Source organism: Nitrosopumilus sp. S4, assembly GCF_054515835.1.
The window spans coordinates 819,559-832,343 of sequence record NZ_CM137258.1 but is presented as its reverse complement, the minus strand read 5'-3'; the positions used below and the strand labels follow the sequence as shown (position 1 = coordinate 832,343).

The 12,785-nt window shown below is 32.0% G+C and carries 14 protein-coding genes; 7 read left to right on the top strand and 7 right to left on the bottom strand.

Annotated elements, in window-relative coordinates; translation table 11 throughout:
- The first annotated feature begins 2 nt into the window (after nucleotides 1–2).
- From ACX119_RS04635 to ACX119_RS04610, 6 genes are all read left to right on the top strand, one after another.
- A complete protein-coding gene (locus ACX119_RS04635; protein WP_459351956.1) occupies nucleotides 3–1,136 on the top strand; it encodes a tyrosine-type recombinase/integrase in 1,134 nt (377 codons plus the stop codon).
- Nucleotides 1,137–1,482: 346 nt separating this feature from the next.
- Entirely contained in the window at nucleotides 1,483–2,439 is a 957-nt protein-coding gene (locus ACX119_RS04630) for a hypothetical protein (RefSeq protein WP_459351955.1), read from the top strand.
- A 247-nt stretch (nucleotides 2,440–2,686) separates the two neighbouring features.
- Nucleotides 2,687–4,015, top strand: a complete 1,329-nt coding sequence (locus ACX119_RS04625; RefSeq protein ID WP_459351954.1) for a PKD domain-containing protein — start codon at nucleotides 2,687–2,689, stop codon at nucleotides 4,013–4,015.
- 510 nt (nucleotides 4,016–4,525) lie between these two features.
- Nucleotides 4,526–4,690, top strand: a complete 165-nt coding sequence (locus ACX119_RS04620) for a hypothetical protein (protein WP_459351953.1) — start codon at nucleotides 4,526–4,528, stop codon at nucleotides 4,688–4,690.
- 39 nt (nucleotides 4,691–4,729) lie between these two features.
- On the top strand, nucleotides 4,730–5,362 hold the full coding sequence (locus tag ACX119_RS04615; protein WP_459351952.1) for a hypothetical protein: 633 nt from the start codon (nucleotides 4,730–4,732) through the stop codon (nucleotides 5,360–5,362).
- A gap of 201 nt (nucleotides 5,363–5,563) precedes the next feature.
- Nucleotides 5,564–5,833 carry a hypothetical protein gene (locus ACX119_RS04610; protein ID WP_459351951.1) on the top strand — a complete coding sequence of 90 codons (270 nt, stop codon included), beginning with the start codon at nucleotides 5,564–5,566 and terminating at the stop codon, nucleotides 5,831–5,833.
- 161 nt (nucleotides 5,834–5,994) lie between these two features.
- Here ACX119_RS04610 and ACX119_RS04605 read toward each other — a convergent pair whose 3' ends face one another.
- The 5 genes from ACX119_RS04605 to ACX119_RS04585 form a co-directional block, all read right to left on the bottom strand.
- The gene (locus ACX119_RS04605; protein WP_459351950.1) at nucleotides 5,995–6,630 is read right to left on the bottom strand and encodes a hypothetical protein; all 636 of its coding nucleotides are present in this window, start codon (nucleotides 6,628–6,630) and stop codon (nucleotides 5,995–5,997) included.
- A 95-nt stretch (nucleotides 6,631–6,725) separates the two neighbouring features.
- Entirely contained in the window at nucleotides 6,726–6,857 is a 132-nt protein-coding gene (locus ACX119_RS04600) for a hypothetical protein (protein WP_459351949.1), read from the bottom strand.
- Between the two features lie 70 nt (nucleotides 6,858–6,927).
- Nucleotides 6,928–7,263 carry a hypothetical protein gene (locus ACX119_RS04595; RefSeq protein WP_459351948.1) on the bottom strand — a complete coding sequence of 112 codons (336 nt, stop codon included), beginning with the start codon at nucleotides 7,261–7,263 and terminating at the stop codon, nucleotides 6,928–6,930.
- 73 nt (nucleotides 7,264–7,336) lie between these two features.
- Nucleotides 7,337–8,290 carry a deoxyhypusine synthase gene (locus tag ACX119_RS04590; protein WP_459351947.1) on the bottom strand — a complete coding sequence of 318 codons (954 nt, stop codon included), beginning with the start codon at nucleotides 8,288–8,290 and terminating at the stop codon, nucleotides 7,337–7,339.
- 127 nt (nucleotides 8,291–8,417) lie between these two features.
- On the bottom strand, nucleotides 8,418–8,651 hold the full coding sequence (locus tag ACX119_RS04585) for a hypothetical protein (RefSeq protein ID WP_459351946.1): 234 nt from the start codon (nucleotides 8,649–8,651) through the stop codon (nucleotides 8,418–8,420).
- A 91-nt stretch (nucleotides 8,652–8,742) separates the two neighbouring features.
- Between ACX119_RS04585 and ACX119_RS04580 the strand changes: the two genes are divergently transcribed.
- Complete coding sequence (locus ACX119_RS04580; protein ID WP_459351945.1) at nucleotides 8,743–8,967, top strand: hypothetical protein; 225 nt, start codon at nucleotides 8,743–8,745, stop codon at nucleotides 8,965–8,967.
- A 204-nt stretch (nucleotides 8,968–9,171) separates the two neighbouring features.
- Here ACX119_RS04580 and thsA read toward each other — a convergent pair whose 3' ends face one another.
- Both thsA and ACX119_RS04570 read right to left on the bottom strand, forming a co-directional pair.
- Nucleotides 9,172–10,854 carry a thermosome subunit alpha gene (gene thsA, locus ACX119_RS04575; protein WP_459351944.1) on the bottom strand — a complete coding sequence of 561 codons (1,683 nt, stop codon included), beginning with the start codon at nucleotides 10,852–10,854 and terminating at the stop codon, nucleotides 9,172–9,174.
- A gap of 102 nt (nucleotides 10,855–10,956) precedes the next feature.
- Entirely contained in the window at nucleotides 10,957–12,543 is a 1,587-nt protein-coding gene (locus ACX119_RS04570; protein WP_459351943.1) for a high affinity choline transporter 1, read from the bottom strand.
- Nucleotides 12,544–12,785: the final 242 nt, after the last annotated feature.

The window sequence follows — 12,785 nt, the reverse complement described above, 5'->3', positions numbered from 1 at the left end:
GTATGAGCGTTAAACTTGAAAGATCTAGGGATTCATTCATGGTCAAAGTAACTTCAAAAGATTTAGGCACACAGGCAGGATATAAAGTAGCCTTAAATAATTTTGAGAATTTTTGCATGGAGAAATATGGCAAGGCCGACATGATCGATGAAATTAAGAAATATGATAATGAAGAATTATTTGATTTTTTACAAGCTTGGATAAACTGGAATAGCAAACTATCACCTAGAACAGTAACCAACTTATTTTCAAGAGTTAAGAAATATCTCCACCATAGAGGAATTAGACTACATCCTCAAGATGTCAAAGAGGAGCTTGATTTTCCTAAACTTGTTGAGGAAGAAATGTACGGTATGACCTTAGAGGATGTCCAGTTAATTGTAAAACAAATGCAGTATAAACAAAGAACCCAATTCATTTGCCAGCTATCAAGCTTGATGCGAATAGGTGAAATCGTCCAGTTAAGAAAAAAACATTTGATAACTGACGGAAAAAACATCATAGTCAAAATTCCAGCTAATATTGCAAAGTTCAAGAAAGGCCGTACTACGTTTTTCTCTAAAGAGGCTAGCCTTTTGCTAAGACCTATACTCAAAAGGATTGATGATAATGATTTGGTCTTTGGCTCTAATGAAAACAAAAGTTATGCAGAAGTAAATTCAGAGCAGATACTTAGAAGAATACTTGTTAGGATTGGTCTTGACATGAGATATGAGACAAACAATAGATTCAAGATTAACACTCATTCGTTTAGAGCTTATGGGATTACCAGGATTTCAAGACATGATCCTAATTTTGCCAAAAAGATTGCAGGACAAAAAGGATACTTGCTGCAATATGACAGAATGACAGATGAGGAAAAACTCAAAGTTTATGAGAAATTTGAAAGTGAGTTAACCGTCGATGAGTCAACCAAGCAGAAAAGAGAGATTGAGAAACAACAAAAAGAGATAACAGAGTTAGAGGTAAAAAACAAAAGAATAGAAGCACTAGAAAAGAGACTAAACGAGTTTTCAGACAATGAAATGGAATCACTAAAGATGTTTAAGGCTCTCAAAGACGGTTATGTTACATTAGAAAAGCTTGATGGTGGAGAAATTCATTTTAAATTCACTGACAAGGCCGTAAAAAAATAAAAATTTAGGCATACGCACAAAAAAGGTCTGAAATTAATTTCAAAATATAGGCATGAAAGATGAAATCCAATATTGAATCAATGAGTCATGTTTTTGGAATAAATTATGAATCAAGGTTAAGATAAAAAAAGTCTAATTATTATTAATTTATTGATATTAAATTGTAATATTTTTAATAAAAATAAGGAATTTCCTTATTTTTCCTTATCTAAAACAATACCCTTATTAGGTACTGGTACCGTACCATACGGTATAATAATCTTGACTATTGTATTAAAAAAAGAAACTATTGGTCAATCTTTCGACGGAGTAACCAACAGTTGAAACTCATTCACAGGAGGTTCATATGGTTAGTATAGTTGATCAATGTAATAAAGACACTGGTAATACTGTTATTCTTTCAAATCCTAATCATTTACTAAATTCAGATTGTCAGACGTTTGTCAGAGATTATTGTCAGACATATGGTATTAGTTTTACAAAACAAGAGCTGAAAGTAATTTATGGAATTTATGATGTTTTAGATGTTACAGGAACATATGCATCAAAATTAGATTTTCCATATCTATCTACGAATAACTTTACAAAGATAATATCTAGAATTAATAAAAAATGCGATTTAATCTTAAAACCGATTACTGGCAAATACCCAATGTTTTCTCTTAAAGGATACAAATTATCAAAAAATGTCAGAGTTCAGGGTACGGGGGTACATAATTCTTACATTAATCATAAACTACAACAACTATACAACTTAGCAACAAAACAACCACCATTCATGCATGACATAAAACTTTCATGTACTACTATCAATTTGTATGATAAATTACTATTACAACCAGATATCAAACCAAATCCTAACAACTTACAATTTATTATTCCTGTTTATGCTAATCCTAGATTTACTTCTAATGCACAAATATCTCGTAATGGTAGATTAGATTTACACATTGGATGTTCTCAACTGCCTATTTCTTGTACTATTGATGGATTTTCCGAATTAACTGAATATGTTGGAGAGGTTAAACAATTTCTTAGAACCAGAGCAAATTTTGATTTTAATTCACCACCTGTTTACGAATGGATTTTTAACTCATATCATTTTAATCGTGATACTGAGCCAATAATAGATCCTTCTTACAGGTTTTCTCTTGGCCAACACTTGCAATATTTCTATGTTAAAGAATTTGAAAATGGGATTATCAAAGGCAGATATGAAGAAAAAAGAGTTCCTAAAACAACCGTAAAGGAAGAATGTCATAAAATTTTATTTCAAAAAGATTCGGAGATGTTTGGTAATTGACAAACTGTAATCAGATACAAGGAAAGAAAACTATCATTTGTCATCTATAAAATGCAGGATTTACTGATATCTAGGCACATATACGAACAAAAAATGAGAATTATGAAAATAATTTCTTAGGCACAATCATGCCTGAAATTAAACCATTTTGATCCCCCCCCCTCAGGCACACTCTAGGCGTCAAAATGGGCTAGTTATCAGCCATTTTGTTGGATTTTGTTAGACAAAATAAATCCTATAAAGGGTTATGAACTCAAGAAGTTCTGTATTGATGTATGTTGGAATTGTCGCCATAGCATTTGTTTTGTTAATTCCAATTACTGCTTTTGCAGAGACTCAAAGTCTCAGTGGCAGTTCACACAGTAATCAAATATTATTAAATTTCTCTGAGGGGAGTGTATCTGGGACCATAACACTAGAGGATTACATTATCAATCTTAGTGATGTTAGAGTTATTGAGAGAGGAGATAAACAGTATATCGTTGATAAACAAAATGATCTAAAGATATTATCCAAACAGATAGGTTCAGACAAATACATAGTTCTAGTCAAGATAAACTCTGAAGACATACAAAAAAATCTGAGATTCTTAACAAGTTCTGAAAGCATCCAAACGATTACAGGTCAACGAAATCTCTTTGAAGCAATGGAGGTAAAAATGCAAGAGAAAAAAGAAGAGAATCTAGATTCGTTAACTCACAGAGAACGCCAAGATCTTCTCAAACAGCAAAAAATAGATGAAATAATCAAACAGCAAAGAGAAATTGCATTAATCAACCAAAATCAAGGAATTATAGGACAATCAATTTTAGATTCATATAAGTCAATAAAATCAACTGCAACAGGCCCAGAATTATTACTAAAAAATCCTACTAGTGAGAAAAAAGAATATGTTGTCCCTCCTGTAGATACTTTTGATATTGTAGCTTTTCTTTCTGTTCCACACAATGGAGAATGGAAAAAAAGTATGGTCTATGATGTACTTGTAACTGACACAAGTGGACATCGTTATGATCCTGAATACAAGTCATTTATTGGAAATATACTAAAAGACGTTGAAATTAATGGAACAGTGAAAAATCCTTCGGGGATAGTTTTAGATGAATTTGAAGGAGTTACAGCAAATGATGGTAAATTCAAAAACACATTCTATATTGAAGAATTTTTGAGTACAGTAGGAGAGTATTCGATTTCCCTTACTGCAACTAAATATTTTTCAGATGACCAGTTTACAGAGGTGGAAGTTAGTGACACATTTTTTGTATTTCCAACCGATAGTGGTGGTGGTTCAAGTAACAATCCTCCAATAGCTAACGCTGGACCTGATCAATTATTACTTGTTCATCCTGTCACTGTAAACTTGGACGGTTCTGGAAGTTCTGACCCTGATGGTGACTCATTCACATATTCTTGGGTACAGACAGTTGGACCCGCAGTAGTGTTAAACAATGGAAATACTGCAACACCTGATTTTGACACATTGGGTGATAATGAGTCATATACGTTTTCACTTACTGTTACTGATGTCAAAGGAAGTTCAAACATAGATACCGTAACAATCACAACTGCACCATAGTTTGTAAACTCCAAGCACTAAATCCCAAAGTATCAAGGAAAAGAAAAAGAAACAATCAAAATACAATTAACTTTCACCATCAAAGATTCAAAAGCATACCACAAATCAAAAGACATTGGGATATATCTCATATCACTATACATAATATGAGCAAAACTTCAAACAAATCAAAGTCGGCACAGAAAAACAAAAACAACAAAACAGTGCCTGAAAACTTGCAGAAAAAACAGTACTTGGAATCATTCAAGGAAATGAAGCAAGAATTGAAAAACGATTCTTGATTTTAAAATAATTATACAATAACCTTGTATTTTAGCCTCGAAAATTCCTAGTTTTATTCTTGATTTGCAATATGTTAGGATGTGACAGCGAAGCTTTCACTCAGGTTATGTTTTATCATTTTGAAGAGGGTTACAAAAAGCCGTTCTGCAAACAGATCATGCGATTTTGTATTAATCATGCTAAGCAAATTTCACAAGATGACACATCTATTCGAATTCAGGTTCTAAATTGAGAAAGATAGAGATTGATGTAAAGGATAAGGACTATCTTGATTTTCTATCTGTCTGTATTAATGAAGAGTTATCAGTTGAAGATAAGTTAAAAAACATCATAAAATACCATGTCATCACATATAGAAATAACAAGAAGTTAAAAAATCAAAAATTAATTTAACAAAATGCTTAAGTTCATAACAAAAGTATTTCATTTAGAATGGGTGATGATTGGCGTGGATGGAAGAACGGTAAATATGATAATAGATATAATGGGATTAGACGTCGAAGTAAGAAGAAAAATACCAAGGGATATGTAATTACCTTAATTGGAGTTATTACCATTATTGGAGTTATTTTAGTTAATTCAAACTACGATGTCAAAATTAATAACCAGAAAATTGAAGAGTACATACCAATTGAAAAAATTGAAAAGACATTCAATGAAATGTATGAAAAAATTCCAGTAGAGTCGATTAATAATAAATTTGATGAAATATCAAATTCCATTCCAATTACTATCGAACGCAAGTCTGAGACTCATGAGAATAAACTCAAAGATTGTTCCGTTTACAAAAAAAACTATCTTGATGCAAACAAAAATCTTAGAACAACTGAGGATAACATGGCTGCCATGATAGGAGATGCTTTAACTAGTGTGGAGAAAACAAAAGCATGCGAGACATATAATGAAAAAATATACCAGGAATTCGGGGTATTAGGTCATTGTAAGCCACCTCCATTAACTTCGGTTAAACTTGATAATTCTGATGGAGAATTAACCATGTCTTACAAGGAACGATTCATCAAATATTGTGGACAGGAAGAATGGGATTATATCAACAAAAAATGAATTATCATTTAATTTTCCTTTAGTTTTCAAATTATCATTATGACCCAATCTTTTAGCCTCAATAATTCCTACTTTACATTATAACAAACGATCTGGATTTCTTTATATGTAAAATTGAATTTTTTGTTCGTATACTTTACATTATGATTTCAAAAATTCAGTATATATCTAAAATAAATCAAAGTATGGAAATACTTCTTTATGGATGATGAATTTTATAATAAAACAAAAGAGTACTTGGATCAAATCCATGAAAATACTGATGCCGGTCGTTTCCTAGATGCAATAAGCATTCTAAATGATGGGATTGCTTATCTTGATAATTATAATCAAAAAAAGGATATTGATCCTCAATGGAAATTATATTATTTTGATAATTATAGAAATAATTGGAAAATTTTCAAATATGTTTTAGAAACACGTAATGACCTTGAAACCTTCAAAAAAGAGGTTCAAGGGAAAATGGGATAAGTGTCAATTTTTGACAGGGAGTAATTTCTAACTTTAAACTATTACACCCTAGTATTCGCATAATTTCAAACAGAAAACCTAATTGAATTAAATCTTTCACTTTTGGCACAGAAAATCACATTAATCATAACCTGGTTTTGGAAAAAAAGAAAAGTGGAGGTTTACTCCAATGCATCTAGTTCAGCAATCAAATCATCCAATTCATCTACAACTGGAATAACTGGGTCTACATGGACTATGCCATTTTGAACAAGAGGAATTTTAAAGCCAGTATTCATATTCTGGATTTTTGCTGCAGAAAAGTCAAGAACAAAGTCGGTATTTGGTTCTCCGGCAATTGGTGCATAATGTCCTCTTAGAATTATTCTAAAAGATTCACCATTTTCCAAGGTTCCAGTACCGTGTAGTCTTAATTTTCCATCAACAGCTTTGCCTTTCAATTCTAATGTTGCGTTTCTCTCTGCCACAGTTATTTTTGCATCAGACTTTACTTTCCACACACCATTTCCTTGATAAACAGCATTTCCGTCTAAACCAATTTGGGAAGCAAAGGCTTGACCACCGATAATGGCCCATCCATCAGTACCTCCTCTAAATTGTAGTTCAGTTTGTCTGTCTGGGGATACAGGTGCAATCTCTAAGAATGCATCTGAATTTGTTGCTGAAACATTTTCAGAAGTAAGATCAAAGAATGCATCTTCTGCAAACGCATTACTTACTCCTATTGAACCAAAAACTAGTGCTGCCAATACAGGAATTGTAAAAAGCAACGATTGTTTTTTGTTGTTTTGTTTCATATGATGCCAAATTCAAAAATTGTACTTAAGGAACAAGCAGTATTAATCAGTAAAAATTCTCTGTGTCATCATGATTAATGACATAGATATAATTTCTAAAATTCAAAACTAGGCTTCTTCATAGACTGAACTTTCCATTTTAGTAATGCTATCTGTAGTTCAGTGTTTAGTTTATGCATTTCATTTTCATAGAGTTGTTCAGGTTTTTTCATCTGATTTGTGCTCATTGCTATTACCATAAATGGAAATAGAATAAAACCACTAGTTTGTTATTTTTAGAACATAACAAATTCTAGGCTAAGATAATTTTTCCCGCAAAGAGATTACTGAGCGTAAAATCAAACCTGATATGCCCAAATTGGATTTTAGAAATTCCGATGCTCTCAAAAGAGGATTTTTCCCACGAAACCCTTCATCATATATCATTTCAATTGACCCCTTGTCAGTTTCTACAAAAGAAGTGATGAGGCAAAAAGTTCCCAATTTCTCATCCTCTCTTTCATTGTATAGTCTTAATTCAACTTTAGAAATAGTAAAACCATTCTGAATAAAATTTCCTGAAGAAAACAAAACCTGAGTTTCATCAGGAGTCCTATTTACCCTATCAGGATCATGCAGATCAATAATCTTCATAAGATAACATTGAGCTTGTTCGTAATTAAGTAATATTTACATAAAAATTCTGAAAAAAGAAAAGTAGGGTTTTTTATTTTATAGACTTATTTTTTAATTTTGAAACAAGTGCCGCATAGATAAATGGCAAAATTGTTGTAATCTCAGCATGGAGTGTTGCCTGTTTTGCGTTTTGTGTAACTTTTCCCCAAGAAATTGCTTCTTTGACTAGTGCACCACTAAGACTACCATCAAATTCTTGTGCAGTTGTAATATAGAATGCATAATCTAATCCTTCTCTATATTGATTCCACCATAATGTGTGGTGCTTTGAAATACCACCACCAATCATAAACGCACCAGATTTTTTAGCTTTGAAAATTAATCCTGAGAGTAGTTCTGCATCACCCATCAAATTTAGTTTAAAATCATCATGTTTTTGTGCAAACAACCAAATTTGACTTCCTACAGCACCATCCATTATTCCTGGAACTATAACTTTAATCTCGTTTTTGTATGCCCAATAAAGATACGAATCTTCTCCTAAATGTTTTCCAATCATCCTACATATTTCTGCAGTTGTCATTTCTTTAACTCCACTTTGATATTCTTCTTCTAAAAATGCCTGCATCTTTTCTTCAATTATTGGTCCATAGCTATCCATAGGAACTAGAACATTACCCAATCGGTGTATGTTCTGACCAGATAATTCCCTATCATCCATAGTAAATGAACCTTCCTTGTAATGTGAAAAATGTCTGGCTATATCATGATCTAATGAACCGCAAGTTACCATAGCAACATCAAACCATTTGTTTTTTAACATATCCTTGATAATTCCTCTAGTTCCTGTTGATACAATTGCGGCTACAAATGATACAAATTTAAGACATTCCTCATCTGAAATCATCTCCATTAAAATTTCTAACCCGGTCGAAAGGTTTACTGATTCAAATCCACCTGATTGAGATAACTCTTCAAATATGTTTTCAATGGATGTGTTTGAATTAATTTCAATATCTTTTATTGGACGACCTGGTATGACCACGGTTTTTTCCGTTTATGCCAAATATAAATTTCTGCCGGATTTAAAATGTAAAAAATCAAAGTTATTATTTTTAAATTCTTTCTTTATTGAGATTTTTATCGAAGATCATAAAATGATTTTTTAATTCCTAGATTTGATTTATTTTTTCAATTCCAAAAATAATTCCATAATAATCAGTATAAGATACGTCAGTAATTCTAAGATTAAATTTTTCTAAAATATTCTCCATCTGTTTAAATTCTACGTTTAGTTGATTTGTTTTTATCTTGGGGTTTCCTTCTATTATGACTTTTTCCCATTCAGGAATATTATCACATAAAAAATTAAAAATTTCTTCGTATTGTTCTGTTTTTTTATTCAAATTCATTTTCACTCGTCCAATTTGATTTTAAATCTTTGGAAAGAATTCATTTGAGATATATAGATAAAAACAAGTAATTAGGATTAATTTTGTGGTAAACAAAGCAAATCCAGAAAAAACACTTTCAATTAAAACAAAACTTGGTCTCATTGCTATAATGTTTGTTATTATTAATCTAATTTTTTATGTAGTATTTGATTCTACAGATCAACCAACTCAATCTGAAAAGTCTATTGAATTAGATAATACAGTTCAAACACGTGATGAAATAACTATAGAAAATACAGAAGATATGAAAATTTCAATCAATCCCTAAGATATTTCTTTGAAAACAGAGAGTATTTGATGATATTACTGCATGAATATGTTTTTACATACGTTATAAGAAAATAATTTATCTTTTAGTTGTAGGTGTTAATCAATCATCAAATATGGATGTTTAACACTAAAGAGATTATAAAAAACATTTATCAAAACATTGAATGCTATGTTCTTGCTTTGAAATATGTTTTTTAATTATTTAATAATAATGATGCATTTGTCTTTGTTCTATTCCTTCTTGCTCAAAATGATTGTGTGATTTTCCACCATCATGATGTGCGTGAACAGTTCCATCAATATGACAGTGAGTATTGTCAATTAAATCCTTCATGAATACATCATCTACATTTAACAGCATATTTGTTGTCTCAACGGCAGTTTTGAAAACTTGTTGTTTTACAAATTCTGTTTCTATTATTCCAGAGGATGACATGTCAGATATTTTTCGGGTATTTGAATTAATTCCATACCATTTCATGTTGCCATCAGATTTTGAGCGTAATTGCGTTAAAGCATCTAATACATCCATTCCGATGTTCCTTGCCAATGTCAACGGGATCTGTTCAAGGGCACTGGCAAAATGCTCCATGCCAATCTGCTCCTTACCTTCAACAGTAATTGATCGCTCTCTAATTTTTTGTGCAATTATCCATTCTACAGAACCAGCCCCGTTTACAATGAATGGGTTCTCTATGAAATTTCTTAAAACATAAAATGCATTTAAAACATTTCTATGAAATTCATCAAGATAACGTTTTGAGTTGGCTCTCAATAATACGGTTACAGATTTTGGATTATTACCCCCCTCAACAAAAACCATTTTATCATTACCTACAGTTTTCTCATAAACATTTTTTGCAAAACCTAACTCACTGGCAGATATACTCCCAACATCTTTACACGTCTTTGCACCAGTTGCTTTTTCTAACCACCACAAATCATTGTACTTTACTCTACGCATGGAAATAATTCCATTTTTTGCAAGAGATTCCTGAACGAATTCATTAACACCCTTTCTAGAAATTACGACATTTACCCCTGAATCAATAATATTTTTTACAAGTGCCATCAAGTCTATATTTTCTTGGTCAAGAAATTGACTCATTTGTCCAGGAGATGTTATCACTATCTCTGCTTCCGTTTTTCCTCTCATTGTTTCTAATGGCTCATTTAGCAATAAAATCTTGGCATCTTTGATAGATCTTGGCATTGCAGAACTGTCAATTGTTTTATCAATTATTGTACCTTTGATTAGTTGTATTTCGGTAGTATTTCCAATTTTTTCCTCAATTTTGATGTCATCAACACTTACTTGTCCTCTTTCCAGATTGGATACACTACATATTGCTTCTATTATTATGTCTACAATTTTGGAATTATCTTCATGTAAATCAAAAATTGCTTTTCCCTCCAAGCATGTTATAAGTAATTGTCTCATTATGTTTCTGTCTCTTTTGTTTGATTTTTTCTTGATATCATCTAGTGTCTCCAAAGCACAAACTAAACTTTTTTCATAAGATCTTGTTATTACAGCAACAGAAATTCCATTTTTTAATAATTCCTCAGCACTGTGAAGTAAACTTCCTATCAAAATAGCAGTTGTTGTTGTCCCATCGCCTACATGAGTATCAACTGTATTAACAGCCTCTATAACAGATTTAGCTGCAGGTTGAATGACATCTACTTTTCTTAAAAATGCACCACCATGATTAGTGATTGTTTCTTCTCCAAGTATATCGATATACATTTTTTCCATCCCACGTGGACCTAATGAGGTCTTCACAATATTTGAGACAATTTTGCCTGAAATCAAATTATATTTTTGTGAGTCCTGTAATCCAACACGTGAAATATCTTGATTAAGTAAATCAGGATATTTCATTCTATTTCAAAGTCATTAAAGATATTAAAAGATATTTGCATTAAACTTTAATGAAATAAAATTTTCTAAAAAACGTAAACAATAATTCAACATTAGATATTTTTATACTATGTTCTTACTTGTGATGTCTTCATCAGGTCCAGAAGTATTTGAACTGTTTGAACCAGACATGAATTCATTTCCATCATTGAAGTGTTTTAGATCTTCACCTGTAATCACATCTTCTTCTGGAGGTACATAATCTCGTATGTCATGTCTTGCTTTTCCAGGATACTTGTTTTGTGTTGCAAGTGCAACTACTATAAAGAGTGTAAATGCGATGACAGGAGGAATCAGGGTATCCAGTCCGGCCCATTCTTCAGGCATTGTGAAGAAGAAAACAAATCTCACAAGAGAGCCTACAATTAATGAAGCAACAGCAGCTGGCATGTTTGCTTTTTTCCAAAATAATCCAAATGTAAGAGGTGCAAATGCTCCTGCAAAAACTATGTCAAATGCTAAGATTAGATAAATTCCAGGAGCAGGTACAAAATAACCCAACGTTGTTCCAGCAACCATCATTGGAATAATAACAATACGTGTAACTGTGAGTAATTTTCGGTCACTCCAATTAGGTTTCCCCATCCATCGTCTTCTTATTATTCTCTGCATCATATTTCTAGAAATTACACTTGAGATTGCAAGCAAACCTCCACTCGCAGTAGACATTGATGCACCGATGACACCCATCAATATTGCAGCGCCGATTGCAAAGGGCATAAATTGTGTGGACAGTAACGGTAATGCCAAATCAGGGGCAGTGTCTCCTGGCAGATAATAAAATGCCACAATTCCTAGCATACTTGTTGGAACTACTGTGAAAAGAGTCAGAGCACCTCCCATCAATGCTCCTTTTTGTGCGGTTTTTGGACTACGAGCTGAAAACACTCTTTCCATGAAGTCTAGTGCAACAATATCTCCTAAACCTAAAGCAAGAATGGCACCCCAATTAATTAATGCCCCATTTGCAATATCATAAAGTCCCGAAAGGTCCATAAATTCTGGAGGAGCATTATTGTATATGACATCCCAAGGAACATCTGAAAAACCTCCAGCGAAGAAAAGAAATCCGGCCCAGAAGGAGCCTATTGCAAGATAAACTTGAAAGAGGTTGGTGTATGCAGATGCAAATAATCCACCAGCAATAGTATATGCAACTACTACTAATGCTGAAATTAATATGCCCCAAAAATAATCAATACCAAAAACAACTTCTAAAATAAATCCACTAGCTGCTAAATTACCTGCAACAAGTACTAGAAAACTAATAATCATAAGACTACCTGAAAGGCCTTCTGCTGCATTGCCAAATCTCCTAAAATAAAAATCAGGTAATGTAATCATTGACATTTTGTTTAATGGTTTAGCATAAAATGCAGCTGTTACAAGTAAACATAATCCTAGACCCAGTGGGATTACTGCTCCAGCCCAAAATCCAAATTCAAACACAAGAGCAACATTTCCTAAAGAAGAATTTCCATCTACTGCTTGCGCTGCAAGCATTGTTCCAACCATGGCTAAAGGCAAACTTTTTCCTGCAACAATCAATCGCTTACCACTGTTTTTGACTAGTTTACCTGCAAATACTCCAACAGCAAGAGTAATGATTATGAAAGATGCAACTGCAATACCAAAACCATCAAACTCCATATCCATTAAAAACAATTCAAAAAATTATATAAATATTGAATTATTCAAGTAAAATACGTTTTTATGATGAGAATAATATACGTATAATACACTTTTTAAGATAATTAAATATAATTTCTAACATCATAGAACAAATGATAAATTGTTTAATGTAAATATCTAAAAATATAATTTTCATAAAAGAATATTTTATTAGAATTTTTTCATAAAAAAAATTGTTAGGTTATTGAAAAATTTATCTT